The sequence below is a fragment of the Neobacillus soli NBRC 102451 genome, assembly GCF_001591665.1.
In the GTDB taxonomy this organism is placed as follows: domain Bacteria; phylum Bacillota; class Bacilli; order Bacillales; family Cytobacillaceae; genus Neobacillus; species Neobacillus soli.
In genome coordinates this window covers 99318-124482 of record NZ_BCVI01000003.1, presented here as the reverse complement: position 1 = coordinate 124482, position 25165 = coordinate 99318, and the positions used below count along the sequence as shown (strand labels likewise).

Genomic DNA, 25165 nt, shown 5'->3' with positions numbered 1-25165 from the left:
CACCACTGAGAATTATTTTCAAAGATATCTGCCAGCTATGATGGAGGTCACATATTTGCTGTGAAATCACTGCTACAATGTAGTTATTCAAGAATTACTAATATGAAGGTGATGTAAATGAAGCAAGAGGACATAGTGAAAAGGCTGTCCGATGTCCCAATCTTCAAAGAATTGTCGGAAGAAGAAATAGATCCAATCGTTAAGATTGCACAGACTCGATTTTATAAACACAAAATGTATGTGTTTATGCAGGATGATCGTCTTGATCGTGTTTTCTTTATTCATAGCGGGAAAATCAAAATTTATAAAACAGATCAATCGGGTAAAGAACAACTTATCTCCGTTCTTGAACCTGGCGAAATGTTCCCTCACGCTGGCTTTTTTAGAAAGGGGAATTTCCCAGCTCATGCAGAAGTAATGGAAGATGCCCATTTAATTGTCATCCCGATTGATAAATTCGAAGAAATACTGATTTCCTATCCCGAACTTTGTATCAAGCTTTTTAAAGTATTGGGCGAAAAGATTGTGGATTTGCAAGGAAGATTAGAAGCGCAGGTTCTTCATAACACGTACGAACAAATTATTTTACTTCTTATTAGACTTTGTAAATCAAACGGCGAAAAAGTAGGAGAACGGTATAAACTGACAACCCAGTTCACGAATCGGGAATTGGCCAATATGATTGGTACTTCACGAGAAACCGTGAGTAGAACCGTCAATCATGTGAAAAAGAAGGAATTTGTAACCCAGGATCAAAATGGATATTACCTAATTGACCGGGTGGCACTTCAACAGGAACTATTCTATTAATATGAGTGCATACACAATGTTCTGCCATTAACTATTAAGGGAGATGTTTTTTATGGAGCAAAGGATTATTGAGCTGGATGTACGTGAGGATTTAAAGAATAAAATGGAACCCTTTCAAAAGATTATGGAGGCGATAAAGGAATTAAAGGACGATAATGATGTTTTTATCCTTCATGCCCCATTTAAACCCGTTCCCCTTTTCGCCGTGTTAAAGGCAAAAGGCTTTTCTCATCATGAAGAAGAACTTGATAAAAAACATTGGAAGGTAACATTTACTAAGAAAGCGTAATAGATTTTACAAAGAAGGGTGCGATTTTAACTGTGATTCTAGATAATCGAGGATTAGAGCCGCCACAGCCAATGATGAGAACTTTAGCCGCCTTAGAAACGCTTGGTGAAAATGAAGTTTTGACAATTATCAATGATCGGAGACCCATGTTCCTTTATGAGCAGCTAGAGGAATTAGGCTACAAGCAGCTTACAGAACCACAAAACGACGGAAGTTTTAAAATTGAAATCTTCCGATAAGAAGGTGAACACTCATGCTTCCTCAAAATATGGGAAATGAAACAAATATTAAGCTTCCTATTTCATTTATTTTATTTAGTTTTCTTGCTTTGGTCCTATCGCAAATTTTGCTGCTATTGAATGGACAAATAATGGCAGGGGGCAGCTTTAGGATCCCGGCCATTTGGTCTTCTGCCCATTTAATTGTCTTGGGTTGGGCTTTAATGGCAGCAATGGGTGCGATGTATCAGCTTGTACCCGTAGCATTCCTAACGAAAATATGGAATGAGAAATTTGGTTTTATCCAATTTTTTGTGACAGCGGTAGGAATTGCCACATTTGCGGGGACGTTGTATTCGTCACCGCAACATGCGCTGATCCCTGGCGTCCTTACCTTACTGGGGATATTAATGTTTTTATTCCAAATGTTTATGACGCTTAAAACCCAGGCCATACCAACTATCCTTACAGCATTTGTAGGTTCAGCATTAGTTTGCTTGTTTATTACTATTTTTATGGGGATAACATTGGTTTATTGTTTAAAAACTGGTGTAGGTGCCGAATATTATCAATCTATCTTTAAAGCCCATTTATTAATGGGTGTAACTGGTTGGTTTACACTATTAATTTTTGGATTTTCTTATAAAATGGTCCCGATGTTCTCCTTATCCCATGGTTTTCCAATGGTTCAGGCAAAATATGTCTATGGATTTTACGTATCTGGTCTAGTCATTACTTTTGTTTCCATCTTTATCAACAATAGTGTCCTTCTAAAAGCTGGTTTCTTATTACTGCTTATCGGTTTTTCAGTATTTAGCTGGCATATTAGTATTATTATCAAAAAAAGATTGAAGAAAAAGTTAGATAAACCATTTACGTTCGCATTAGTCGCCATAGGCTTTGGAAATGTCCTGCACTTGGCTGCTTTTATCCTGCTTTGGACTCACAAGATTTCAACCTTTGCTGGTCCACTTATCTATACTTATTTATTCTTATGGATTGTTCTAAGTATTGTTAGTTACCTATATAAAATTGTTCCATTTTTATGGTGGACTTATAAATACAGTAAGGAAATAGGGAAAAACAAGGTTCCTTCGTTGAAAGAAATGATGAATGAAAAGATCGTTACTCCTTTATTCTTTTTATTCATCATCGCGGTATTAATAGTTTTTTGTGCTTTAGCCCTTAAAACAGCAATTCTCTTTAATATTGGACAGTTCATTCTTTCCATTGTGTTTATTGTAATTACGGCTTGTATCCTACGCGTCTTAAAAAAATAGTGAGGTGTTTATGATGAATTTACATGAAAAAGTTCTTGAAGCGTTAAAAAGTGTATATGATCCAGAATTAAATATTAATGTAGTCGACCTGGGCTTAATTTATAATGTAGAGGTTACAGAATCAGCTGATGTAACGATTACGATGACGTTAACTACTCCGGGCTGCCCGCTTCATGACAGTATTACAAGCGGTGTCCGCTATAGTGTTGAAGGGATTGAAGAAACAAACAAGGTTGAAGTTAATCTTGTCTGGGTACCGGCATGGTCTCCAGAAAAAATGACACCAGAGGGACTTAAATTACTAGGCAGATAAAAGGAAAAAAGCGGTCGCGACCTGACAAGGACGTTTCCGCTTTTTATTTTCCCAAAATTAAAGTTCTATTGCCTCGGTTGGCAGTACTTCTTTGATTTTCATTAATACATTGGAATCGATATCTTTATCCAATAGAATATGAACCGTTCCTTGATCCTTTTCACTCCTGATTAATCGCCCTAGTCCCTGACGCAGGCGAAGGAGCATATATGGTATTTCCACTTCTAAGAATGGATTTTCAACGCCTTCCTTTTTTGCGGTGAAAACAGGGTCATTAGGTGGATATGGCAGAGAAAAGATTAAGACATTTTCAAGAGATCTACCAGGAATATCAAGGCCCTCCCAAAGATGTATCGAACAAAGAACCGCATGCTCATCATTTTGAAACTTCGAAACCAGTGTGCTAATCTCCTCATCGCCTTCAAAATATAGCGGATACGGGACGACCCCCGAAATTCCCTTTTTTATTTGAGTAAGTTCGTCTTTATTGTTTAATAGAATTAATGCCCGGCCCTCAGAATGGCGAATTTTCTCAATAAGATAGTCTACTTTCATTTGGATATCATCATTGCTAAATTTCGGAAGGTAGAGATCCATCCGTTCATCATAATTAAAAGGAGATGCCACTGAAAAGGAGAAATATTCATCAACACCAATACTATCAGCAATATAGTCGAACGATTTTTGATTGGCCAGTGTCGCTGAAGAAAAAATAAACGGCTTTTTCTGAGAGAAAACCTCTTCCCGCATGACTTCTTTAACCATTTTTGGCATAATGACCAGCGTCCGTCCTTCTCCATTTTCCTCAAACCAATTGATTCCGTTTAATTCTTGAAGAAAAAGGGATAAAGAGTAGGTGATTTGCTCCAAATACTCTTCAACAACTTTTAAATCATACTCGTTAATGACATATAACTCACTTTCAAATACCAGTTCTTCTTCCAATGCTTTTAGTGTTGAAAGTAACTTCTGGCAAGTTTTCAATACTAACGGATGCTTAGTAATCATCTGTTTTTCGGATCCAAGAGAAAGAGTGGAGAATTGTGAAATTGCATCAAAAAATGCCTCATTTTCTAACAAGGCCTCTTCAATTGTATACAACGTCTTCTCCCGTACTTCATTTTCCAATAATCTTGTAAGCAGAGTCTCTAACGTATAATCGGTAAAACGGTAGCTCAACGCTTTCTGGGCAGCAAATTCCAGAAGGTGTCCTTCATCAAAAACAACGGAAGAATGTTCTGGTAATAAAGGAAGCTGCCCTTCTCTCTTTCTAGATTCCTTTGTCCAAATATGCTCCATGTAAAAATCATGGGAACAGATGATTAAATCAGCTGAATGCCGATAATATTCCCGGTGTAATGTCAGTCCACAGCGATGGCGCTTTTCACAAGAAAAACAATCCTGAACCATATCCCAACTGACTTCACTCCATTTTTCATCTGACAACGATGGATAATCTCTTCTATCTCCATACTTTTCAAACGACTGCATCGAGCCTTCACTATGGACGAAATCAGGCAGCTTTTCATAAATACTTGAAATTTCATCTGAAAAGTCGTTCGTCTTAACGTGATCCAGCTTTTTTAGACAAAGGTATTGATCCCGTGACTTTGCCAAGCGAACATCGATATCAAGGTCAAGAATTTTCTCCAGCTTGGCAATGTCACCTTCTTTTTTAACAAGCTGCTCAATTAATGTCTCATCTGCACATGCAATAATAGCAGGACGATTTGTATAGCGCGCATACATTATTGCATAAAGCAGGTAAACAATTGTTTTCCCTGTTCCAACTCCAGCTTCTGCGAACATTACTTTTTTATCCTTGAAGGCTTTTTCAAGTTGAAAAGCCATATAAATCTGTTCATCCCTTAGTTCAAACCCGGCGTCAGGCAAAATATCATAAAATAAATCACCAATCCATTCACTTAATTTATCATAAAAGGATTCAGTTTTGGCAACGGCAAATGGCATACGTTTCTGCATGATAACCTCCAAAAAAAAGTTAGCGCCTTTGATGACGCTAAAAACAAGTGGCTTACTCAATTTTAATTGTCTTAATTCCGTTCATTTTGACGCGGAGGTCTTTTCCCCCAATATTGGTAAAGATCCGTTCGGATAAAGCCATTAAAGAGCTTTCTCTTTTTTGTTGCCGGCTTTCCATAAAATTGTTCGAATTCTTCATTTGATGTAATGATGTAAATAGACCATGTATCAAGCTTTGAAAATGCCTGTCCCATTTCTTTATACATACGCTCGACAGCTTTTTTGTCCCCAAGTCTTTCACCGTAGGGAGGATTTCCAATAATGACGCCATATTCACTAGTAGTTGAAATATCGCTAACCTGCATTTGTTTAAAGCGGATTAAATCACCAAACCCCGCTTCTACTGCATTTTCCTGAGCGATTTTTACCATTCGGTGATCGATGTCAGACCCTGTTATATCAATTGGTTGATCGTAATTTGCTAGGTCTTCCGCTTCATTTCTGGCTTCTTCCCAAACCTTTGAAGGAATCCAATTCCAATGCTCAGAAGCGAATTCACGGTTAAAACCCGGAGCAATATTTTGCCCAATCATTGCTGCCTCAATCGGAATCGTACCTGAGCCGCAAAAAGGATCGATAAAGGGACGGTCTGCCTTCCAATTTGTGAGCAATACAAGGGCGGCAGCAAGCGTTTCTTTTAATGGGGCCTCTCCCTGGTCAACGCGGTAGCCACGCTTATGAAGACCTTGACCGCTTGTGTCGATGGTAATTGTCGCAATATCTTTTAATAGTGCTACTTCGATGCGGAAGAAGGCACCATTTTCCTCAAACCACGTACTCCGTTTATAATGCGTTTTCAGTCGTTCGACAACCGCCTTTTTGACAATTGCCTGGCAATCTGAAACGCTAAAAAGCGTTGATTTAACCGATTTTCCGATGACTGGAAATTCCGCATCTTCAGGCAGAAATTTTTCCCATGGCAATGCCTTTGTTTTCTCAAATAATTCATCAAAGGTACGTGCCTTAAATTCACCCACCTTTATTTTGACTCTGTCGGCAGTTCGAAGCCATAAATTACTGCGGGCTATCGCCTTTTCGTCGCCTGTATAGATAACCTTGCCATTTTCAACTTCACACTCATAGCCTAATGAGCGTACCTCTTTAGCAACCAAGGCTTCAAGACCCATTGCCGCGGTAGCTATTAATTGATAATTTCCCATTTTTTCACCCTTAACTCCTACAATAGTATGTAAATTTCCTCTTAACAAGAACAACAGTTTATTAGAATCATTATTGACAAAAGTTGGTTAGCGGATGCACTATCCTCAATAAAATTAATAATAAAAAGCTCTCCTAATTAGGAGAGCCGTTTAATATACAGCATACATTCCCATTAATAACGTTCTGTAAGCCATGTTCTGTACCAGAGTACTGCAAACGACACGGTCGTGTCTCGTACATTGGTGGTAATCATCTATCTACAGATTCTTTTATAAATCTGTCCTTCTCCTTGTTCAATTCCTCAGAGAAGGTGCCCCTACCATTATTTGGGTTTCTCGCTCGTGGGGTTTACCCGTTCCACCCTTTCCATTTCTGGAAAGACTACGTCACTGTGGCACTTTTATAGGTATTCATACCATATCCAGAAGGACTTAGGTATTTTCCCGGCCGTCAGCAATGGTTATTGCTGCCCTAGCTTATGAATTCACTAGGCACGAACACTACGAGCATCTCAGCTCGTGCGAGCATGGACTTTCCTCTACAAGTCGCTAAAGCTTCTTGCAGCGATTACCCGAACGTAATTAATGAATACATTTTTTATTATATGCATTTCACGCCGAAAATTCAATGGTTTTTATTAGCAAATCGCGGTACATTCTGTTAATCGTATAGCTTATTGCCAAAAACATGTTTTTCAAGATTGGATAATCGCTTCAAAATATCAAAATTGGTTGTTCCAGCAGGCTGTGCTGCTGGCTGCCTTTTTGATGTGTCTTCAAGCTGTTTGCGAAGCCGTAGATTTTCCTGTTGAAGATCTTCAACCTCCTGATGGAATGTAGCATAATCTTTAATAATTAAATCCAAAAACTTATCGACATCTTCTTGTTTATAACCACGGACCCCGGTCTTAAACTCTTTTTCTAAAATATCCTTAGCTGTTAACTTTACTTTATCTGACAGCATTCAAATCACCTCAGTATTCGCCAAACATTACCTATTATTTTTTCAAAAATATCTGGTTTTGTCAATTTTCTTTTGTCTTTTTCTTTAATGATCTTAAAAATCATTCTCCCCATGGGATTAGCAACCAAATAAAACCCAAGAATATTAAAAATCACTTCGTTTCAATTGTTCTTCTTCAACAATCATTTGCAAATCATAAAAGGTGATAAGCTCAATTGGATACGAATGTTTTTTTTGATAGTTTAATGCCAGCTCATATAGGTATTTTGGGCTACCTTCCTTTTCCTGATCATAAAGCATAAGGAGTCCGTCGCTTTTTTCAATAAAAAATTGATTCTTCAACCGAAATTGCCACGGTTTCTCATATCCTTTTTTCGTAACAGAATCTATGAAATCTGCTTTCGCAAGAACGGATTGATACCATTCTTTGTTATTCTCATTCCAAGACATTTCCTGGTCTAGAAAAGGTGTTATAACCGCCAGTTTTAAATCGGGAAAATCCTTATGTAAATCAAAGACAACCTCTGCCGCCCACAATTCCACACCTAATTGTCCACTGATTAGCACCCACTCTAATCCTTCTTCTGCCATTGGTATTAAAGACTTCTTAATGGCGGCCATAATAAAAAGATGAGATGGATGGTCCTTTTTGAAAACTCCTAATTCAAAGGGTTTATAACCTGAAATGGCCAAAACTTTTATCAAGAATATTCCCCCTTTCTTAAAAAATTTCTTATTTGGACAAACATTTCTGTAAATAAAGCATATCATATAGTAAATAAGATTTAAAAAACAAGGGCTAAAAAGCCCCTGCAATTGATATTGCCTTATTACCGCCTAGGACCCATGAATGGTCCTGGTGCAAAGCCTGGGCCTCCTGCTCCGAAGCCTGGGCCTCCTGCTCCGAAGCCTGGGCCTCCAGGTCCAAAACCAGGGCCTCCAGGTCCAAAGCCGGGGCCACCCATTCCCATGCCTGGTACGGCATTTGCAGCCGGCATTCCGCCTGGTGCACATGGGTTACAGCAGTTAATTTGTTGACTACACACATCTTCGCAGCATGAAGCTGTTTCACAACAGTAATGTTTATGTTGGTACATATGGTGATTGACTGTTGTAACATGTGTTGGATGAATGTGTGGCACCACCGTTGTTGAGAACGTATGGTTGACAATTTGATTAGTCGGATGAATGACTGGCGGCATAAAATTGGTTCCAAGATACATATAATACTCTCCCTTCAAATATTCTGTTTACATTAACAGCCTATGTTGACGGGATGACTCTTGTACTAATGAAAATACCTATTTTTCGCAAAACAGAGTTAATTTCCACAAATTCTGTTTATATATGTTCTAACCTTTCTAGCCTATGATGTCTTACTAGTACAAGACCTTTTATAAAAAAGAATAAAAGCTATCTTTTAAGCTTGTAAAAATGACAGCAGTCAAACAAACGACAATAAAAAATAATAATAAAATCCCTTTATACATATTACCAACTCCATAATGTTTCTATAGTCGTTTTTTCTCAATCCAAATTCAAATTTTACCTTTTTCAACTATGATAAACAATATGAAAATGCTGGTTTTTGATAAAAAGTTATTAAGTTTTTGTGACAATCATCAAACATTAGCATAATTAAAGTTTATTTTGCCACTTTTGGTGAAATATGCACTTTCTTGAGAAGTTTACCATACTTTCTCTCTAATCGTTTTAGTCTAATTTGAAGTTGTTCTAAAGTCATTTGCCCAGATAATTTTAGCGGTTTTTTAGTTTGGGTTATTAGTAAAACTGCCTTTTGACAGTAATTAAGGGCAAGTTGATAATCAATCAGCCTATGTTCATGGATTTTTGCAAGTTCTAAGCAGGATTCTAACATCATTCGTTCATCCTCAGAATCAACAACACCCAGAAACAATTTCTGTGCCATAACCCAGTCTTTCTCTTTTTTATACTGAAAAGCCAAGGTAAACATTGCTTGATAAGAAGTAAAATCGCTGCCAGTTGTAAGTTTGCTCAATACCTTTTCCGCTTCACTCTTTTCTCCCAATGAAGCAAACCAGCGGCCAACCTCATAGGACTCTGCCCTTGTTTGCAACGCATCTATCCCGCAAAGTTGAAAGGTTAAGTGGGTGTATAAAGTAATTAACGATAAAATGTCAATTTCATTATGTTTTATCATTCCAAGCATCCCATCAGGCTGTTTACTTTCAATGAAATCAAAATATATCATCGGAGCCAGAAATCCAGGAAGATCATCTATTCTTTCTACCCCTAATACCTCTTTTTCTACAACAGCCAATTTCAAACGGTCTAATTTGTGCTTCCATAGCCTTTTGGCCGCATGAAACAAATCAAAATGACCAAATGCAGGCAGCTTTGGCACATGCTCTCTTACAAGGGTATGCCTTGTTTTTACCTGGGGCCAGTCAAACGATTTCCCATTATAAGTAACAAGCGTTTTATAGTTTACTTTTTCTAAAAAGCTTTGATATAAAGGAACTTCTGCTCCCGGGTGCGGTAAAATATGTTGTCTAAGAATAAGATTGTCTCCTGAAATGCTTGCATAACCAAGGAGAAAGATGGTGTTCCCTACTCCGCCGCCAAGTCCCGTCGTTTCTGTGTCAAAAAAGAATAGTTCCCCGGCTTGATGTCCTTTAGCCGATAAGGGATGGTTAATCGGTTCATTGTTCCAGAGGTCTACAGCGGTTAGAAAATCACGAAAACAATAATGCCCATGCTGCTGTGATAGGGGAAATTTTACTTCCCTGACCAAGCAGTAATCCGCATCCATAAAATAGGGGGAAACATTTTCTTGTTCCCATCTTTCACGAAATGGGATATCAATCTTAACAGGGGCAGGAAGATGATGGGCCTTTTCAGGCTGTCCCCCGATCGAAAGATGAGGCTTTAACCGATTCAATTTATTTTTTAACGACATCTTTACACTTCCTTGCTCAAGTGGTAAGGCTGCCTGAAGGATTGAATAATTTTTAAGGCATCCTTTTTTGCCGTTTCACTGACTGTTTCTGTACCAATACATGATGGGCATCCGGAAACACACTGACATCGCTGGATCATCTTTTCAGTTTCCGCAAATACTTCTGACATCCCTGAGTAGATTTTTTCACTCAACCCAATCCCGCCTGGATAACGATCATAAAAGAAGATCGTTGGCTTCTCGTTATGATCCGCCTTTACTTGCGGGATGACATGGATATCCTGAGGATCTGCCATCACAAATAAGGGTGCAATATGATTTAAGGCATGGGCCGTCCCGACAAGTCCTTGCTCCAATCGTTCATGTCCCATTTCCGCCAGCGGTTGGTTTAATGAGATCCAGGCAGCATTCGTGTGAAGCTCCTCTTCGGGAAGATGAATGGGACCCGACCCGATATTTTCATGTGTTTCAAATTTGATTTTTTTAAAAATCGTTGCCATTGCCCTGACACTGACATCGCCAAAGCCGATTTCCGCTTCCTCCACTGCTTGAAGCCTGTCAACTTCTAATACCTTTAATTGAACCGCTAAATTAGCATCGGTAAAATAATCAACTTTAACTTCCCTGACAAACGCTTTTTTTTCATCCCAATCAAGCTTTTCTACTTGGAATTGTGTGCCTTGATGTAAATAAATTGCTTCGTCATGCAGAAGTGTCATTGCCGAAAAGCGATCCATTTCACCAATCACTCTTACATTCGCCACATCCGTTTGATCAACAATAATTACATTTTCCTGCGATGCCGACCGCAAGCTTATGTTATGTGCAGGAAAAGAATCGTTCATCCAATACCATTTGTCACCATTTCGATAGAGGACCCGCTCTTCTGTTAAATACTCTAAAAGTTCCTCTGTGTCGACGTTCCCAAATTTTTCATTGGCTTTAAAAGGGAGCTCATATGCGGCACATTTCATGTGATCGATGAGAATAATTAAATTATCAGGATTGATCCTTGCTGTTTCAGGGCTTTTATTAAAAAAGTAGCCAGGATTCTGAATAATATATTGGTCTAGCGGGCTAGAGCTGGCAACCATAATGACCAGTGCCTCGCCATGCCTTCTTCCCGCTCTTCCAGCTTGCTGCCACGCACTGGAAATCGTCCCCGGATACCCTGTCATTATGCAGACCTGCAGCTGTCCAATATCCACACCTAATTCAAGCGCATTCGTGCTGACCACACCGTAGATGTCACCTGAACGGAGGCCTTTCTCAATTTTTCTTCTTTCGGTTGGAAGATATCCGCCGCGATACCCCATGATTGATTTGGCACCTAATTGATTTTTCACCAATTCTTGCAAGTAAGTTAAAATAATTTCCACTCTGACCCTGCTTCTCGCAAAAATAATCGTTTGGATCTTATTTTTTAATAGTTCACCAGCTATTTTGCGTACCTCAAGTGTTGCACTTCTTCTTATATTTAATGGCTTATTGACAATCGGCGGGTTATAGAAGAGAAAATGCTTTGTACCACTTGGGGCCCCGTTGTTATCAATAAGGTACATCTTCTCTTCTGTTAACGATTGAGCTAACTCTAGCGGATTAGCGATTGTAGCGGACGTACAGATAAATACGGGATTACTTCCATAATAGCGGCAAATACGTTTTAACCTTCTAATCACGTTAGCAACATGGCTGCCAAATACACCTCGATAGGTATGGAGCTCGTCAATGACAACAAATTTAAGATTTTCGAACAAAGAAACCCATTTTGTATGATGTGGCAGGATGGCTGAGTGGAGCATGTCGGGGTTTGTAATGACAACATGCCCTGCTTGTCTCACCCTTTGACGAATATTTGCCGGCGTATCTCCGTCATACGTATAGCTATTAATATCCACTCCTGCTGCCTGGATAATTTCATTCATTTCACTTTTCTGATCCTGCGCCAGTGCCTTCGTAGGAAACATATAAAGGGCCCGTGCACTAGGATTTGATAAAATCGTTTGGAGAACTGGAAGATTATAGCATAATGTTTTCCCTGAAGCGGTCGGGGTGACGGCAACGATACTTTTACCTTCCATCACTTTCTCATAAGCAGATTTTTGATGTGTATAAAGCTGTTCAATCCCTTTACTATTGAAAGATTTTCTTAAAAGCGGATGTAAGACTTCCGGAAGCGGGACTGTTTGAGCCGGTTTTTCAGCAATTGTCTGCCATGTAACGATATTTTCTTTAAATTCATCATTTATTTTTAAGTCTGTCAGAATTTCCTGCAGGCTTTTTTTCACCTTCATATTTCTCACCTCATTAAATCTATTTTAACGAATAAACGTTCGTAATAAAAGAAAAAGTTAAACTCTTGCGCAGTTTTTTGATACAATAGATAGTAATTTAATATTAAACTTGAGGGTGATTGAATGAAGATAGAAGAAATTAAAAGGGTCCTTTCTGTTTTCTCCCTTTTTCGTGAATTAAATGATTTTGAATTGACGAAGATTACCGACATTGCGATAGCAAGGGAATGGAAAAAACAAAGCCATGTTTTTCTCCAGGGCGATCCACTTGAAAATGTCTATTTTATTTATAATGGAAAAATCAAAATCTACAAAAGTGATGTGAATGGCAAAGAACAGATTGTTGCCATCATGAAAAAAGGTGAAATGTTCCCGCATGTAGGTTTTTTCAGAAAAGGAGATTACCCTGCCTATGCCGAAGTTCTTGAGCCATCAACACTTATTGCTGTTCCGATATCAAAATTTGAATCTGTCCTGATTGAAAATCCTGAGCTTTGCATTAAAGTATTTAAGGTTCTCGGGGAGAAAATCGTCGATTTACAAAACCGGTTAGAAGAGCAAATACTCAATAATACATATGAACAAATTGTGAAACTTTTAATCCGGCTTGCCCAGAAGCACGGCAAAGAACAAGAGGATGGAACAATCCTTTTAAAATCAGAATTCACCAACAAGGATCTCGCCAATATGATTGGTACCACTAGAGAAACAATTAGCCGGACACTGACAAGAATGAAAAAAGATGAATTAATCGAAGTAGATGATGACGGAAACATGATCGTGGATGTTGAGATTCTTATGGAAGAAATAAATTTAATATAAATAAAAACCGCAGCTGAATTGCTGTGGTTTTTTGTTTGGCGGCACCTACCTAATTTTGTATGCATATGCTATTTAATGAAATAATGGAAAGAGAGGGATCTTCATGTCATCTATGCTTCCAAGTGATAAAAATAACCCTAAAAAGCCAAAGCCTGAGCCTTTTGGTGATTTAATGAAATCGATGAACGACTTTTTCACCGAAAAACCGATTAAGGGCTTTTTACAGTCAATCGATGATTTTTTAAAGAGTCCCCTCCCATCTGGGGCTGGCTTTCATGTCGACATGATTGAAAAAGGGGATGAGTATTTAATCACAGCTGAACTTCCCGGTGTTAATAGAGAGCAAATTCATTTAAACATCGCTGGGAATTATTTAACAATTACTATTGAAAATAACCAGCTTGAAACCGCAGAAGATGACCATAGCCAAGTCTATCGGCGCAGCTTTTTACGCCAACAATCATCCAGAACGATTTCACTTCCCCATATTATAAATGAAAAGAGGGTTAAAGCATCGTATCGAGATGGATTATTGAAAATACGAGTACCTCTAGAAAAAGGGAAGGTAATTAAAATCGACGACTAATTTGCAATTCAGAATCCCAAAGGAAAAGACGGCGAACCCACGCCGTCTTTTCTTACTTCTATGCTTTAAAAAATCCCCCAAAGCCTTTGACAAGTGATGATACCTGAGTTACGGCATTCATCATTTGTCCCGCTGTATTGACCATTTTATTAACATCCACTGACCCGTCTTGAGACTTGAAGGAGTTCATAAATGATTGTACTCCACCTGGTTGTTTAGGCATTGCACTTTGTTTTGGATAAGGGTTCATCATAGGGTAGCCGTTCATTGGTATATATGGTTGTTTGTGTATCATTTCATCCTGCGGCTGCAATGGATTTTGGAAAAGGAATTGTGAATCCTTTTGCACAATTGGCTGATTTGGAAAAGGCACATTTTGTGGAACGAATCCTGGTTGATAGGGTTGGGCAAATGACTGCTGCTGAGGGTAATAAGTGTTTTGCTGTTGGTAAGCGTACCAATCATAATTTTGTGGTTGTGTTTGATACGGATAAGGTTGATTTCGTTTTAAGTGCTGATGATTCCATAGCTGACCATTTGGATCTTGGTGCATCATTTGCCCCGAGTATCCATAATTATCGTTGTAGGATGGTCTCTTTTCTCCAAGCATGGGCAAACATCTCCTCCGCAAATTTCTCTACTACACTTTATGAAGATTTGAAATGAAAGGTGATTATTTTGCTATTTCCGCCAATGTCTAATTAAGGGGAATCCTGTCTAAAGTTTAAATATTTTAAAAACTATAAATTCTTTCTTTTCGTGTTACGATAGAAAAAAGGATGAAGGAGGAGCTATTTATGAACGTTCTCGAATTAAAAAGCAAATTTATTCAAAGTCGGGATTACACAACAGACGATGTTAATACATTAATGGATTTTGCTAAGAAAGCGTATATTCACAACGAAATTAATATTAAGGACTATCGCCTTCTTGTTCGTGAACTTGAAATCCAAGGCGCAGTAATACCTGACCAATATAAGGAAAACTCCCTCATCGAACATTCCAAATTATGAATGAAAGAGATGCCTTCGCATCTCTTTTTTTATTTTTTTATCTCTTTCAATATTTCAGTTAAGAAAAATTCAACCGTTCGATTTGCATTTAAAAATCTTGACTTACTAGTCTTAGGAAAAAAGGATTGGATCGAAAGTTGTTCAATGTGCTCTGATGTCGTGTCGATTTGCTTCAAATGTAAATGTTTATGGTCAGTTTCTGAAAGCCAATTCCTCATGGCCCTTTTCCACTCATCATTTATTTCCTTCACCTCATTGGCGAATGGTTTAATGACTTCGTGAAAATCATACTCTGTTCCTTCCTCTCTTCCCTCTTCGTAGTAGTCCATGAATAAGTGATTATACTTTAGAAGCTGTTCGGTTAAGCGAATGATTTCTTCAGACATTTATAAATAATCCTCTCTCTAAACAAAATAAAAAAGTAGCAATAAACATTCATGCTACTTTAATCGGTATTATCATTTTAACGGACATTAAAAGCCTAATTCAAACTTTAAGGATTTTCTCCCTTGATTTGAGCCTGCAGCACTAATTTCTTCCTTAGAAAGGGTGGTCATTATTTCCATTGTCTTGTCAAGGACGGCTAGTTTTTGTTCAGAAGCTTTTATTTGATCTTGTTCTTCCTTGTTTAAACTAATGCGTTGGTCTGAGAAGGATGCTTCTAGAACAAACTCCAATTCTTCTAATTGATCATAGATTTCTGTCAGCATCGTAATCAGCTTTTCCTTTTCGGACAATGGCTTATTCATTTATAAAACCCTCCTCGCGATAATCTATTAGCTATTATTCGCCTTTAGTCATTGGCTTCCTTCCTGCCTGACAAAACTAGAAGCAATTCGTCAAAGATAGTGGCAAAACGCATACAAGCCTTTTCTTTTCGACATAATCCTAATTCGCATGAAAAAGTGAAAACCGTACAAGCTATTATTGGAGGTGTTTCCAATGTCAAAAGAGAAAAAACAAACCAATAAACAAACACAAGCAGAAACAGAAAAAAGAACAGGATATGGTGATAAAAAACTAGAAGGTCCAGACCGCCCTTCAACATAAAAAGTGGAAATAAAAAAAAGCAAGTAGCCTTGCTTTTTTTTATTTCCATTTTTTTAGTTCTAATACTTTTTGGACCGAGAGCAATAATTGAAGCTGGTTAGATTTTGACAAATACCAGTCCGTGAGATGGATGGGGTGACGGTGCCGCGCAGGAAAATATAACCAGGATGGAAACACAATCCGCTGCATACTCCAATCATCGTGCGTACGCTGATTGTGCTCTATAACGGGGAAACTAGTCCGTAGTATTGGGGTTTTTCGGACAGTCTTTAATTTAAAATACTGTTCATAATCATATCTTGAGCCAGTATGCGGCGTTTTTTCAGCAAATTCAAAGAAGTGTGGAAATAGCCGCGGATGGAAAAGGATACTAGCAAGTCTTTTGCCTAAGTCAATTCTCTTAGATAGTGTTTTGAAGCCATTTACACTAGCACCATATACTTCCCCGCCACAGGTTGGAAACAGGACACAGCTGAAATGGAGCCAGTCTTGAAACGAAAAAATCATTGAATGAAAAACCTTTTTCTTATATATTGGATGCTCAATGACGGGAGTTTGAATCACATTTTGCTCATTAATAATTAAGGCAGTTGTAAGCCGCTTTTTATCATTTTCCCTCCAGTATCTATTCCATTCTTTTTGGATGAACGCTGAAACATGAAAATACGGAAGTAAATGAAACATTGGCCGCTTCATTTTCGTCGAATATTGATAGAGCAATAATTGAGGAAATACATCATTGAAAATAAGCCAATTGGCCCGCTCATACGTTAGAAAAAGTTGTTTTCTTGTTTTAGCCGTTAACAGATGGGGGAATATCGACCCTTCAAGGTCACACATATTCCATCCCCCATTTCTTGAAACCATGCTTGCAAGGAAGGACCAAATAATATCAGGATTTTTTTTAAAATAAGAAAAATAAGCATCCGTTCTGGAGATATTATCGATATTCTTTTTATTCGTTTCGCCTTGTATTTGACGGATGATTGTTTGTTCCTGTATCGTAAGATGATTCATATTTGTCATCCCTTACATTAATTTAATAGAGTATGAGTAACACAAGTTTGAATACTTTATGAAAAATGAATCATGCTTAATTTCGATATTCACAGTACAATTGTAATTAGCATGTGTACACGAATGTATTTTATACACGCTAATTTCATTAAGATTTGATATGATTAGGGATAGCTTGAGAGGTGCAGAACATGAATTTTAACTATCCAAACGGTAAAAGGTACATACCGAAAGAACGTGAGAATGAAAAGACGATAAAAAAAAAGAAAAATAGTTCTTTCAGTAATAGGGGTATGACACTTGAAGAAGATTTAAATGAAACAAATGAGTACTACCGGGAACGAAAAATTGCGGTTATTCATAAGAAGCCAACACCTGTTCAAATTGTTCAGGTTGATTATCCAAACCGGAGTGCGGCTGTCATTAAGGAAGCCTATTTTAAATTAGCTTCAACCACTGACTATAACGGAGTTTACAAAGGGAAATATATTGATTTTGAAGCAAAAGAAACACAAAACCCTACCTCTTTTCCACTAAAAAATTTCCATCAACACCAAGTGCTGCATATGGAAGAAGTGATTAATCACGGAGGTATATGTTTTGTAATTCTTCGTTTTACAAAATACGAACAGGTTTATTTACTTGAAGCCAAACACTTGTTAACGTTTTGGGAGCGAATGACTAATGGAGGCAGAAAATCAATTACCAAGGAAGAAATCGAAGAAAAAGGTTATCACCTTCCACTTGGATTTCAGCCAAGAATTGACTATATTAAAATTATAGATAGACTTTAACATTTTTACGAATTGAGAAAAGGTCCGAAAGGAAGGAATATTACCATGTCCGAACATTATCAATCAAGAGAGGAGCGCCGAAAGAAACTCCAATCCAAAGGTAAGCCAAAAACCAAGAAAAAATCAGGGGGATTATTTAAGAAAATCTTCTTAGGCCTGGTTGTCCTTGGAATCGTAGGTATACTGGCAGGAGTGGGTACTTTCGCCTATTTAGTAAAGGATGCGCCCAAACTTGACCCGAAGTTATTAAAAGATCCCATCTCTTCGAAGATTTTAGATAAGAATGAAAAGCTGATTACCGAAGTAGGTGCTGTTAATCGCGAATACGTGAACTACAAAGACATACCAAAGCAAGTCGAAAATGCTATTTTAGCAACGGAAGATTACCGTTTTTACAAGCACCATGGGATTGACCCGATTCGATTAGGCGGTGCTGTCTTAGCAAATCTTCAGCATGGATTTGGTGCTGAAGGGGCAAGTACCATTACACAACAGGTCGTAAAAAACTCATTTTTAACTCCGGAAAAAACATTAAAACGGAAAGTTGAAGAAGCATGGCTCTCTTATCAGCTGGAGCAGCAATATACGAAACATCAAATTTTCGAAATGTATGCGAATAAAGTGTTTATTTCCGAAAATAGCCATGGGATTGCAACGGCAGCAAAAATCTATTATGGAAAAGAATTGAAAGAATTAACGTTAGGTGAAGCCGCCCAAATCGCTGGGATGCCACAAAGTCCTAATAATTATAACCCTTTCAAACACCCGGATTTAGCTGAAAAAAGACGAAACATCGTTTTAACCTTAATGCATCAGCATGGATTTATTACCAAACAAGAAATGGACGATGCGAAAAAGGTTTCCGTTGCATCGACTGTTTTGAAAGAAGACAAGCGGAAGGTGGATGAAAAACCGTTTGATTCTTTTGTCGACGCAGTTATTGATGAAGTGGAGGCAACAACAGATTTTGATATTTATTCAGATGGTTTGACAATCCATACGACATTAGATCCTAATGCACAAACATATGTGGAAAATGCGCTTAATACAAAAGACGTTGTAGAGTATCCTGATGATGAATTCCAGGCCGGAATTGCACTCCTTGATACGAAAACAGCAGAAATCCGTGCAATTGGCGGCGGAAGGAACCCAAAAGTAAAACGTGGGTTTAACTATGCGATTGATACTCAGCGCCAACCTGGATCAACAATCAAGCCCGTTCTCGATTATGCCCCGGCAATTGAATATTTAAATTGGGGAACTTATGAAATGATTGAGGATAAACCAATTACTTATTCGACAGGTAAAAAGTTTGGAAACTGGGATCAAAAATACATGGGGCCAATGACCATCAGGACTGCCCTGCAATTATCACGAAATACCCCTGCGGTTCAAGCCCTTCAGGAGGTAGGCTTGGATAGGGCGAAAGACTTTGCCGTAAGTCTTGGTATTCCGTTAAAAGAAATCTTTGAATCGTATGCGATCGGTGGATTTGGTGATAAAACCGTCGGGGTTTCCCCTCTTGAAATGGCCGGTGCCTACAGCGCTTTTGGCAATAATGGCTTTTACACAAAACCACATGCCATTAGGAAAATAACACTACGCGACGGTACTGTGATAAGTACCGCACCGGAACCAAAAGTGGTTATGAAGGATTCTACCGCCTTCATGATTACGGATATGATGAAAAGTGTCCTTGAATATCCTGGTACAGGAGTAAGAGCGAAAGTGCCTGGGCTTCCTATTGCCGGTAAAACGGGGACAACAAACTACTCAGATGAAGACATGCAAAAGTGGAATATTAATAGTAGTTCTGTCCCTGATGCTTGGTTTACAGGCTATACTACCAATTACACTGCGTCAGTTTGGACTGGATATAAAAATCGCTCAACGCCAATTACGGCGGTTGGAGATAACCAGAGAATCGCCCAATTACTATTTAAAAATATTATGGCCCACGTCTCGAAGGATGTCGACACTCCTGACTTCGTTATGCCTAACAGCGTTCAAAGGGTCAGAATTGAAAGAGGCTCGATGCCGCCTGTACTTGCTGGTGATTTTACACCAAGTAGTGCAGTTAGCACCGAATATGCCGTTAAAGGGCATGCACCAAAGATAGTTTCTGAAAGGTATAATAAACTCGATGCGCCTTCAAGTGCAACGGCAAAATATGATGAAGGAAACAAAAATATTACTTTGACATGGAATTACAAAGATTCTGCAAAAGCAAATATTACCTTTGAGGTTAAGGTTGATAGCGGCTCTAGTTCAAAAAAGTATACTCAATCGGAAACCACGTTAACCATTCCGGCTATTCCTGGAACAAAGTATAGTTTCACAATTGCAGCAATTCGTGGGAATAAAAAGAGTGATCCAGCTTCAACATCCATTGAAATTCCAAATTCAACCCAGGAAAATGAACAAGGAAATGGTAATGGTAATGGCGGGGATCAAGGTAATGATGGCAGTACACCACCGCCAGTTACGCCCCCAGGCAATGGTGGTGGTACCGGCGGTGGTGGTACCGGCGGTGGCGGTACTGGCGGTGGTGGTACCGGTGGTGGTGGTACCGGCGGTGGCGGTCCTGGCGGTGGCGGTCCTGGCGGTGGTGGTACCGGCGGTGGTGGTACCGGCGGTGGCGGTCCTGGCGGTGGCGGTCCTGGCGGTGGCGGTCCTGGCGGTGGCGGCACCGGTGGAGATGGTTCAGGGTCCGGGGAGCCTTAAACCACATTCCGTTTAGTATAATAAATCAAAAAGGCGTCTAACCATTTGGTTTAGACGCTTTTTTGATTATATTCCTTTTGGCAAAGAGTTTTTCTTGTTCAATCATCAGTTCAGATAGCTGACGAAATGAATGATATAAATTGGGCCGAGAATTGATAAACAACAATCGCTCATCTAGATTGACCGGCTTAAACTCTAATTGATTGAATGTTTTGGGGTCATCAAGCAATGCCTGCTTTTCGTTTGACCAGGATAAAAACTGAATAAATAGCGTAATTCCTGTTTTCATCATTTCACTTACATTTTTCAGATCACGAGCGCGGAATAATTCCTCAAGTTGCCCTTTAAGCTCTACCCATTCCTCAAGTATGTCAGTAATTGACTCCGCTTTATTATCCATTTATAGCAACCCGGCCTTTCATCCTCTTTTTACCTTCTCGGCATACGTCTAATAATGGGCAGCTTGGACACTGGGGGTTTTGAGCTTTGCAATGATATCGGCCAAAAAAAATCAAGCGGTGATGTGTTTCCGACCATTCCCCTTTCGGGACTTTTTTCATCAATGTTTTCTCCACTTCAAGGACAGAGTCCTTCCAACGGCAAATCCCCAATCGCTTACTTACTCTTTCTACATGTGTATCCACGGCAATCGCAGGTACATTAAAAGCTACCGACACAACCACATTTGCTGTTTTCCTGCCAACACCTGGTAACTTTGTTAGCTCATCTCTGTCCCTTGGAATTTCACCGTGATACTCCTCTAGAACCATTCTACAAAGACTTTGAATATTCTTCGCTTTATTTCGATAAAGTCCAATCGAACGAATATCGTTTTGCAATTCTTCTAGCGGAACCTTTAAGTAATCCTCAGGATTTTTGTACTTTTTAAAAAGTTCCTTTGTGACTTTATTGACAAGCACATCGGTGCATTGTGCAGATAAGGCGACGGCAATAACAAGTTCAAATGAGTTCGAATGATTTAATTCACAATGGGCATCTGGAAACATCTCACCGATTTGATCAAGGCAATAGCGAATTTGGGTATTATTAAGCAAAATATTTCACCTACCTTTTTTAAATGAAATAAAACGAGAGAAGATTCTCCCGTTCATCTGAATTATTGCTCTAACCAATTGTAGAATGGAACCGCAGGTTGATGAGAATTTTCTGTCACAGTCCCTTTTTGGGTTTGCTTTTGTCGGAATTTTCGCCCATGGTTTTTCGCTTGTTCAATCGTCTTAATTCCATTCTTTTTCCACTCAAAGAGAATCCTATCAATATAGCGGAAATTTAATTTCCCCGACATGACAGCTTCACGGAGAGCGGCTTTAATGATGACTGGATCATGGTGGTCATCATCCATCCACATTGCAAGCGATTCGCATTCAAATGGAGATAAGGGGCGGCCAAATTCCTTTTCAAAACAAGTATAAAGGTCTGTCTCTTCGGCTTTATTGCTTATTTCCTTGCTTTTTCGATTGTTTATCAGAAATTGGTCAACCAGCTTTTCCCACAATGGATCAACAGAATATTTTTCAAAACGAATACCTTCGCTTGAATAAACATCCTTAATTTCAATAAGGCCTCGTTGAATAAGCCTTCTAAGCATTTCGTTACAGTCTGAAATGGAAATAGTCATTCGTGCTGAAAGCTCATCTGGAGTAGGAAATTCATGTCCCTTTTCTAAAAAGGTAAGGATATTTAATAAAAGAACCAGTTCATATTCGTTTAAATTTAGGTTACGGTATTCAGAAAATAATAAGGCAGGAATAGTAATAGTACCTTCCTTCATCCATGCTAATAAATTCGATTTCATCGTTTGGAAACCACCTCCCGTTAAGTATACCATGAACAAACAATCCGAGTAAGAGTTATAGGCATCCAACTTTGGTAACTAAAAGCAAAAAGCCTGCAGGGATTAGCAGACCTTTCGCGAATATCAATTATTGACGCTATTAGATTTTTCTATTACAAATTGGTGGATTCTCTCTACTGCCTTTTCTAATAATTCAAGAGAAGTTGCATATGAAAGTCGAATATTATCCGGTGTTCCAAAGCCTGAACCGGGAATAACCGCTACCTTGGCTTCAACAAGAAGGGCCTCCACAAAGTCATCAACATGGCTAAATCCTGTCATTTCAGCTGCATGCTTAACATTTGGGTATAGGTAAAAAGCTCCTTGCGGCTTCACACAGGTAAAACCAGGAATGGAAATTAACTTATCATAGATGACCTCTAATCTTTTTCCGAACGCCTGACGCATTTCCTCTACCGGCCCTTGTGGACCATTGTAAGCAGCAATCGCAGCATACTGGGCTGTTGTTGTTGGATTGGAAGTGCTATGGCTGGCCAGGTTTGTCATCGCCTCGATAATCAGTTTATTTCCTGCTGCATAGCCGATTCTCCAACCAGTCATGGAGTGTGACTTGGAAACACCATTGATGACAATGGTTTGTCCTTTCAGCTCAGCTGATAATTGGGCGATTGAAACATGCTTATATTCGCCATATACTAACTTTTCATAAATTTCATCTGAAACAATAAGAATGTTTTTCTCAAGACAAACTTTGCCTAATTCTAAAAGTTCATCAGCCGTATACAAAACCCCTGTTGGATTACTGGGTGAATTAATAATTACCGCTTTCGTTTTTTTGGTAATTAATCTTAACAATTGTTCAGGGGTTACCTTAAATTGATTTTCCTCTACTCCTTCAATATAAACGGGTACGCCACCTGCTAACTTTACTTGTTCAGGGTAGCTAACCCAATAAGGAGCAGGTATTATGACCTCATCTCCATCGTTTAGTAAGACCTGAAACAAGGTGTAAAGTGCATGTTTGGCACCATTCCCCACAATGATTTCATTCGGTTTATAGATGATTCCTTGATCTGTTTCAAACTTTTTAATAATAGCCTGTTTCAACGCCGGTAATCCTGCTGAAGGCGTGTACTTTGTATGCCCCTCATTCATTGAACGTACAGCAGCATCTAAAATATGCTGGGGTGTATTAAAGTCAGGCTCCCCCGCACCTAATCCAATCACATCTTCCCCTTGTTCCTTTAATTCCTTTGCTTTTGCGGTAATTGCTAAAGTGGTCGAAGGTGTTAGTGCCAACACCCGATTTGCTAGTTCCACAACCATCTCTTCCTCAATCTCCATCCATGCTATAGATTTTCAATCTTTTTCAGCCACTCACCAGTTTCAAAGTGAACATAGTAATAATTTATTAAATTATTTTCAGAACGGTAATAAATTTCCCATAATGGAATGTTTTTTTCCATTCCCAGCCGAACTGAAATAATCTTTTTAGGGTTTTTTTCTTGCAAAAGTTTTTGAATAGCTTCCTGCTTTGAAAGACCGTCTTTCGCTTTTTTTATAGTGACTTCCTTGCTTTTTTCCGGGATCCAAACGATGATTTTTTCACCCTGTTTATTATCTCCCTCGATAACATCGATAGCCTCTACGCCATTATAAATATGAAAATCCTCTACCTTTTTAATTTGAATCTTTTCGTTCGCCAATCTAACAGCTTTTTTTTCTGCAGCCTTTACCGGCTCAACCGCAGAAAAGTAAACTTTTATCAATATTCCTAAAATAACTATAACAAACAACGCTAGAAAAAAAATCCACTTTTTCACTTCAATTCACTTCTCTATGTACGATATATGGAAAAAATCGCTGTATTTTGATCTTCTTTATCAAGGGCTAGTCCAAACATAAGATCTTTTTGTTTCAATGTTCGATTCAGGACATCAACAATTTTATATAAATCCGGACTATGCTGGATTTTAACTGTTGATAATATTTCAATTTTACTTTCCATCCGTTTTCCTCCGTTATAATAGTATCAATTATTTGATGAAGATCTTACCCATTATTATAACAGGTATGAGTCACTAAAGGGGCGTAAAATCTTCATTATTTATATGATATTTTCTGTTAAATCTCACTATTATTCATCTGCCTAAATCGGGGATGGTAAGGACTTCATAGGTTGAATCTGTGAATTTTATTGTTACGGTACCATGTCTATTCGCAAAATAAACCTCTGACCAAGTATCATATAATTCATGAAGAATATTCTGATCGGTATGCTGGTCTTTTGCTGTAAAGAGAAAGGAAATTTGTGGATTAACATATTGAATCAACTTTTCTGATAATGAGTCTTCTATTTTACCACTAGGGATTTTAAAAATATGGGCATCCTTAATGTTCTTCGTTAAGAGTCTCTGTTCGGCACGAAGACTATAGGAGCTCATCAAAAAAATCCGGTGCATAAAAAATTGCAGTGTTAAATCCATCCCTTCATTTTGTTCATTTCCCACAAATTCAACCACTAAAGTCAATTCAGGGAGAATCACCTTCTTAGTTCCTTCTCCCCAAGATACAACGGCAGTTTTACTTTTTGCTTCCAAATTTTTTGCTAATTGTGCAGATAATTGAGGTGTTGCGATAATCTCTTTAATATTATATTTCAGTATTAGCTGATTGATTTGTTTATCCGAAATCTCCATTCTATTGTTCGTCAGGATTAACGTTGAAATTTTCTTTACATTATAAAGGAAAAGCCACCCTTCCAGTTCCTTCATAGTCCCTTTCCCGCCGGCATTAACCAAAATATTTTCTCCATTTTGGCCTTGTATGAGTGTCGATTCACCTGTAGAAAGACCAAAGAATGTTAAAGCTGCCTCATGATCCTTTATATTTAAATCGATATTTTCGATTTTACTTGGGATTGACAGGGAAGCCTCTGCCAAAGATGTAGTTAAAAAAAATATCGGCAGGAGCATTAGTAAGTGTCTCATATTCACACCTCCTATAATATCTATAGGATGTGTAATTTACC

General features: G+C 38.5%; 29 protein-coding genes and 1 other RNA gene. 10 read left to right on the top strand and 20 right to left on the bottom strand.

All coding sequences use genetic code 11. From position 1 onward, the window contains the following. Nucleotides 1-117 precede the first annotated feature (117 nt). From BSO02S_RS01175 to BSO02S_RS01155, 5 genes are read left to right on the top strand one after another with little or no spacing between them, the layout of a single operon-like run. Entirely contained in the window at nt 118-810 is a 693-nt protein-coding gene (locus BSO02S_RS01175) for a Crp/Fnr family transcriptional regulator (RefSeq protein WP_066061126.1), read from the top strand. 52 nt (nt 811-862) lie between these two features. Then, a complete protein-coding gene (locus BSO02S_RS01170; protein WP_066061123.1) occupies nt 863-1099 on the top strand; it encodes a DUF2249 domain-containing protein in 237 nt (78 codons plus the stop codon). A 32-nt stretch (nt 1100-1131) separates the two neighbouring features. Next, nucleotides 1132-1338 carry a DUF2249 domain-containing protein gene (locus BSO02S_RS01165; RefSeq protein ID WP_066061120.1) on the top strand — a complete coding sequence of 69 codons (207 nt, stop codon included), beginning with the start codon at nt 1132-1134 and terminating at the stop codon, nt 1336-1338. A gap of 14 nt (nt 1339-1352) precedes the next feature. Then, complete coding sequence (locus tag BSO02S_RS01160; protein ID WP_066061115.1) at nt 1353-2597, top strand: hypothetical protein; 1245 nt, start codon at nt 1353-1355, stop codon at nt 2595-2597. Nucleotides 2598-2610: 13 nt separating this feature from the next. Continuing rightward, nucleotides 2611-2910 carry a metal-sulfur cluster assembly factor gene (locus BSO02S_RS01155; protein ID WP_066061112.1) on the top strand — a complete coding sequence of 100 codons (300 nt, stop codon included), beginning with the start codon at nt 2611-2613 and terminating at the stop codon, nt 2908-2910. A 57-nt stretch (nt 2911-2967) separates the two neighbouring features. On the opposite strand, the gene BSO02S_RS01150 is transcribed toward BSO02S_RS01155, so the two are convergent. The 9 genes from BSO02S_RS01150 to BSO02S_RS01115 form a co-directional block, all read right to left on the bottom strand. Beyond that, on the bottom strand, nt 2968-4893 hold the full coding sequence (locus BSO02S_RS01150; protein ID WP_066061109.1) for an ATP-dependent DNA helicase: 1926 nt from the start codon (nt 4891-4893) through the stop codon (nt 2968-2970). 71 nt (nt 4894-4964) lie between these two features. Next, the gene (locus BSO02S_RS01145; protein WP_066061106.1) at nt 4965-6113 is read right to left on the bottom strand and encodes a THUMP domain-containing class I SAM-dependent RNA methyltransferase; all 1149 of its coding nucleotides are present in this window, start codon (nt 6111-6113) and stop codon (nt 4965-4967) included. Between the two features lie 182 nt (nt 6114-6295). Next, nucleotides 6296-6693: RNase P RNA component class B (rnpB, locus tag BSO02S_RS01140), an RNA gene on the bottom strand. 81 nt (nt 6694-6774) lie between these two features. Beyond that, nucleotides 6775-7077 (bottom strand): cell division regulator GpsB, encoded by a 303-nt coding sequence (gpsB, locus tag BSO02S_RS01135; RefSeq protein WP_066061103.1) that lies wholly within the window; start codon nt 7075-7077, stop codon nt 6775-6777. Between the two features lie 144 nt (nt 7078-7221). Then, nucleotides 7222-7779 carry an SLOG family protein gene (locus tag BSO02S_RS01130; protein WP_174524207.1) on the bottom strand — a complete coding sequence of 186 codons (558 nt, stop codon included), beginning with the start codon at nt 7777-7779 and terminating at the stop codon, nt 7222-7224. A 128-nt stretch (nt 7780-7907) separates the two neighbouring features. Further along, nucleotides 7908-8300 carry a CotD family spore coat protein gene (locus BSO02S_RS26020; RefSeq protein ID WP_084374842.1) on the bottom strand — a complete coding sequence of 131 codons (393 nt, stop codon included), beginning with the start codon at nt 8298-8300 and terminating at the stop codon, nt 7908-7910. 171 nt (nt 8301-8471) lie between these two features. Next, nucleotides 8472-8567 carry a hypothetical protein gene (locus BSO02S_RS27795; protein ID WP_235846828.1) on the bottom strand — a complete coding sequence of 32 codons (96 nt, stop codon included), beginning with the start codon at nt 8565-8567 and terminating at the stop codon, nt 8472-8474. Nucleotides 8568-8722: 155 nt separating this feature from the next. Continuing rightward, complete coding sequence (locus BSO02S_RS01120; protein ID WP_066061097.1) at nt 8723-10018, bottom strand: ribonuclease H-like domain-containing protein; 1296 nt, start codon at nt 10016-10018, stop codon at nt 8723-8725. Nucleotides 10019-10020: 2 nt separating this feature from the next. After that, on the bottom strand, nt 10021-12312 hold the full coding sequence (locus tag BSO02S_RS01115; protein ID WP_066061094.1) for a DEAD/DEAH box helicase: 2292 nt from the start codon (nt 12310-12312) through the stop codon (nt 10021-10023). Nucleotides 12313-12435: 123 nt separating this feature from the next. Between BSO02S_RS01115 and BSO02S_RS01110 the strand changes: the two genes are divergently transcribed. Then, entirely contained in the window at nt 12436-13134 is a 699-nt protein-coding gene (locus BSO02S_RS01110; RefSeq protein WP_066061091.1) for a Crp/Fnr family transcriptional regulator, read from the top strand. Nucleotides 13135-13237: 103 nt separating this feature from the next. Beyond that, the gene (locus BSO02S_RS01105; RefSeq protein ID WP_066061088.1) at nt 13238-13720 is read left to right on the top strand and encodes an Hsp20/alpha crystallin family protein; all 483 of its coding nucleotides are present in this window, start codon (nt 13238-13240) and stop codon (nt 13718-13720) included. A gap of 58 nt (nt 13721-13778) precedes the next feature. On the opposite strand, the gene BSO02S_RS26015 is transcribed toward BSO02S_RS01105, so the two are convergent. After that, the gene (locus BSO02S_RS26015) at nt 13779-14330 is read right to left on the bottom strand and encodes a YppG family protein (protein WP_084374841.1); all 552 of its coding nucleotides are present in this window, start codon (nt 14328-14330) and stop codon (nt 13779-13781) included. A 187-nt stretch (nt 14331-14517) separates the two neighbouring features. Between BSO02S_RS26015 and BSO02S_RS01090 the strand changes: the two genes are divergently transcribed. Next, on the top strand, nt 14518-14733 hold the full coding sequence (locus tag BSO02S_RS01090) for a YppF family protein (protein WP_066061079.1): 216 nt from the start codon (nt 14518-14520) through the stop codon (nt 14731-14733). 29 nt (nt 14734-14762) lie between these two features. Here the strand turns inward: BSO02S_RS01090 and BSO02S_RS01085 are convergent, their stop codons facing one another. From BSO02S_RS01085 to BSO02S_RS01075, 3 genes are all read right to left on the bottom strand, one after another. Continuing rightward, complete coding sequence (locus tag BSO02S_RS01085; RefSeq protein WP_066061076.1) at nt 14763-15119, bottom strand: YppE family protein; 357 nt, start codon at nt 15117-15119, stop codon at nt 14763-14765. 87 nt (nt 15120-15206) lie between these two features. Next, on the bottom strand, nt 15207-15482 hold the full coding sequence (locus tag BSO02S_RS01080; protein WP_066061073.1) for a hypothetical protein: 276 nt from the start codon (nt 15480-15482) through the stop codon (nt 15207-15209). Nucleotides 15483-15822: 340 nt separating this feature from the next. Then, complete coding sequence (locus BSO02S_RS01075) at nt 15823-16800, bottom strand: DUF2515 domain-containing protein (RefSeq protein ID WP_084374840.1); 978 nt, start codon at nt 16798-16800, stop codon at nt 15823-15825. Nucleotides 16801-16991: 191 nt separating this feature from the next. Between BSO02S_RS01075 and recU the strand changes: the two genes are divergently transcribed. Then, on the top strand, nt 16992-17594 hold the full coding sequence (recU, locus tag BSO02S_RS01070; RefSeq protein WP_066061067.1) for a Holliday junction resolvase RecU: 603 nt from the start codon (nt 16992-16994) through the stop codon (nt 17592-17594). 45 nt (nt 17595-17639) lie between these two features. Next, nucleotides 17640-20318, top strand: a complete 2679-nt coding sequence (locus BSO02S_RS01065; RefSeq protein ID WP_066061064.1) for a PBP1A family penicillin-binding protein — start codon at nt 17640-17642, stop codon at nt 20316-20318. A gap of 37 nt (nt 20319-20355) precedes the next feature. On the opposite strand, the gene BSO02S_RS01060 is transcribed toward BSO02S_RS01065, so the two are convergent. The 7 genes from BSO02S_RS01060 to BSO02S_RS01035 form a co-directional block, all read right to left on the bottom strand. Beyond that, nucleotides 20356-20718, bottom strand: a complete 363-nt coding sequence (locus BSO02S_RS01060; protein ID WP_066061061.1) for a YpoC family protein — start codon at nt 20716-20718, stop codon at nt 20356-20358. After that, nucleotides 20711-21373 (bottom strand): endonuclease III, encoded by a 663-nt coding sequence (gene nth / locus BSO02S_RS01055; protein ID WP_066061058.1) that lies wholly within the window; start codon nt 21371-21373, stop codon nt 20711-20713. Before nth ends, BSO02S_RS01060 begins: the two co-directional genes overlap by 8 nt. Nucleotides 21374-21435: 62 nt before the next feature. Continuing rightward, entirely contained in the window at nt 21436-22134 is a 699-nt protein-coding gene (locus BSO02S_RS01050) for a DnaD domain-containing protein (protein WP_066061055.1), read from the bottom strand. A 123-nt stretch (nt 22135-22257) separates the two neighbouring features. Further along, nucleotides 22258-23454 (bottom strand): pyridoxal phosphate-dependent aminotransferase, encoded by a 1197-nt coding sequence (locus BSO02S_RS01045; RefSeq protein ID WP_066061173.1) that lies wholly within the window; start codon nt 23452-23454, stop codon nt 22258-22260. Nucleotides 23455-23483: 29 nt separating this feature from the next. Continuing rightward, nucleotides 23484-23957: a cell wall elongation regulator TseB-like domain-containing protein gene (locus BSO02S_RS01040; RefSeq protein ID WP_066061051.1), complete on the bottom strand. Its 474-nt coding sequence runs from the start codon at nt 23955-23957 to the stop codon at nt 23484-23486. A 14-nt stretch (nt 23958-23971) separates the two neighbouring features. After that, nucleotides 23972-24142, bottom strand: a complete 171-nt coding sequence (locus tag BSO02S_RS26010; RefSeq protein ID WP_084374839.1) for a YpmA family protein — start codon at nt 24140-24142, stop codon at nt 23972-23974. Between the two features lie 133 nt (nt 24143-24275). Next, nucleotides 24276-25124 carry a hypothetical protein gene (locus tag BSO02S_RS01035; RefSeq protein ID WP_066061049.1) on the bottom strand — a complete coding sequence of 283 codons (849 nt, stop codon included), beginning with the start codon at nt 25122-25124 and terminating at the stop codon, nt 24276-24278. Nucleotides 25125-25165: the final 41 nt, after the last annotated feature.

What these genes read in the sequence shown, in the direction of transcription:
- BSO02S_RS01175 (WP_066061126.1), top strand. Translation starts at nt 118, where the DNA reads ATGAAGCAAGAGGACATAGTGAAAAGGCTGTCCGATGTCCCAATCTTC.
- BSO02S_RS01170 (WP_066061123.1), top strand. Translation starts at nt 863, where the DNA reads ATGGAGCAAAGGATTATTGAGCTGGATGTACGTGAGGATTTAAAGAAT.
- BSO02S_RS01160 (WP_066061115.1), top strand. Translation starts at nt 1,353, where the DNA reads ATGCTTCCTCAAAATATGGGAAATGAAACAAATATTAAGCTTCCTATT.
- BSO02S_RS01155 (WP_066061112.1), top strand. Translation starts at nt 2,611, where the DNA reads ATGAATTTACATGAAAAAGTTCTTGAAGCGTTAAAAAGTGTATATGAT.
- BSO02S_RS01150 (WP_066061109.1), bottom strand. Translation starts at nt 4,893, where the DNA reads ATGCAGAAACGTATGCCATTTGCCGTTGCCAAAACTGAATCCTTTTAT.
- BSO02S_RS01145 (WP_066061106.1), bottom strand. Translation starts at nt 6,113, where the DNA reads ATGGGAAATTATCAATTAATAGCTACCGCGGCAATGGGTCTTGAAGCC.
- gpsB (WP_066061103.1), bottom strand. Translation starts at nt 7,077, where the DNA reads ATGCTGTCAGATAAAGTAAAGTTAACAGCTAAGGATATTTTAGAAAAA.
- BSO02S_RS26020 (WP_084374842.1), bottom strand. Translation starts at nt 8,300, where the DNA reads ATGTATCTTGGAACCAATTTTATGCCGCCAGTCATTCATCCGACTAAT.
- BSO02S_RS27795 (WP_235846828.1), bottom strand. Translation starts at nt 8,567, where the DNA reads ATGTATAAAGGGATTTTATTATTATTTTTTATTGTCGTTTGTTTGACT.
- BSO02S_RS01120 (WP_066061097.1), bottom strand. Translation starts at nt 10,018, where the DNA reads ATGTCGTTAAAAAATAAATTGAATCGGTTAAAGCCTCATCTTTCGATC.
- BSO02S_RS01115 (WP_066061094.1), bottom strand. Translation starts at nt 12,312, where the DNA reads ATGAAGGTGAAAAAAAGCCTGCAGGAAATTCTGACAGACTTAAAAATA.
- BSO02S_RS01110 (WP_066061091.1), top strand. Translation starts at nt 12,436, where the DNA reads ATGAAGATAGAAGAAATTAAAAGGGTCCTTTCTGTTTTCTCCCTTTTT.
- BSO02S_RS01105 (WP_066061088.1), top strand. Translation starts at nt 13,238, where the DNA reads ATGTCATCTATGCTTCCAAGTGATAAAAATAACCCTAAAAAGCCAAAG.
- BSO02S_RS26015 (WP_084374841.1), bottom strand. Translation starts at nt 14,330, where the DNA reads ATGCTTGGAGAAAAGAGACCATCCTACAACGATAATTATGGATACTCG.
- BSO02S_RS01090 (WP_066061079.1), top strand. Translation starts at nt 14,518, where the DNA reads ATGAACGTTCTCGAATTAAAAAGCAAATTTATTCAAAGTCGGGATTAC.
- BSO02S_RS01085 (WP_066061076.1), bottom strand. Translation starts at nt 15,119, where the DNA reads ATGTCTGAAGAAATCATTCGCTTAACCGAACAGCTTCTAAAGTATAAT.
- BSO02S_RS01080 (WP_066061073.1), bottom strand. Translation starts at nt 15,482, where the DNA reads ATGAATAAGCCATTGTCCGAAAAGGAAAAGCTGATTACGATGCTGACA.
- BSO02S_RS01075 (WP_084374840.1), bottom strand. Translation starts at nt 16,800, where the DNA reads ATGAATCATCTTACGATACAGGAACAAACAATCATCCGTCAAATACAA.
- recU (WP_066061067.1), top strand. Translation starts at nt 16,992, where the DNA reads ATGAATTTTAACTATCCAAACGGTAAAAGGTACATACCGAAAGAACGT.
- BSO02S_RS01065 (WP_066061064.1), top strand. Translation starts at nt 17,640, where the DNA reads ATGTCCGAACATTATCAATCAAGAGAGGAGCGCCGAAAGAAACTCCAA.
- BSO02S_RS01060 (WP_066061061.1), bottom strand. Translation starts at nt 20,718, where the DNA reads ATGGATAATAAAGCGGAGTCAATTACTGACATACTTGAGGAATGGGTA.
- BSO02S_RS01050 (WP_066061055.1), bottom strand. Translation starts at nt 22,134, where the DNA reads ATGAAATCGAATTTATTAGCATGGATGAAGGAAGGTACTATTACTATT.
- BSO02S_RS26010 (WP_084374839.1), bottom strand. Translation starts at nt 24,142, where the DNA reads ATGGAAAGTAAAATTGAAATATTATCAACAGTTAAAATCCAGCATAGT.
- BSO02S_RS01035 (WP_066061049.1), bottom strand. Translation starts at nt 25,124, where the DNA reads ATGAGACACTTACTAATGCTCCTGCCGATATTTTTTTTAACTACATCT.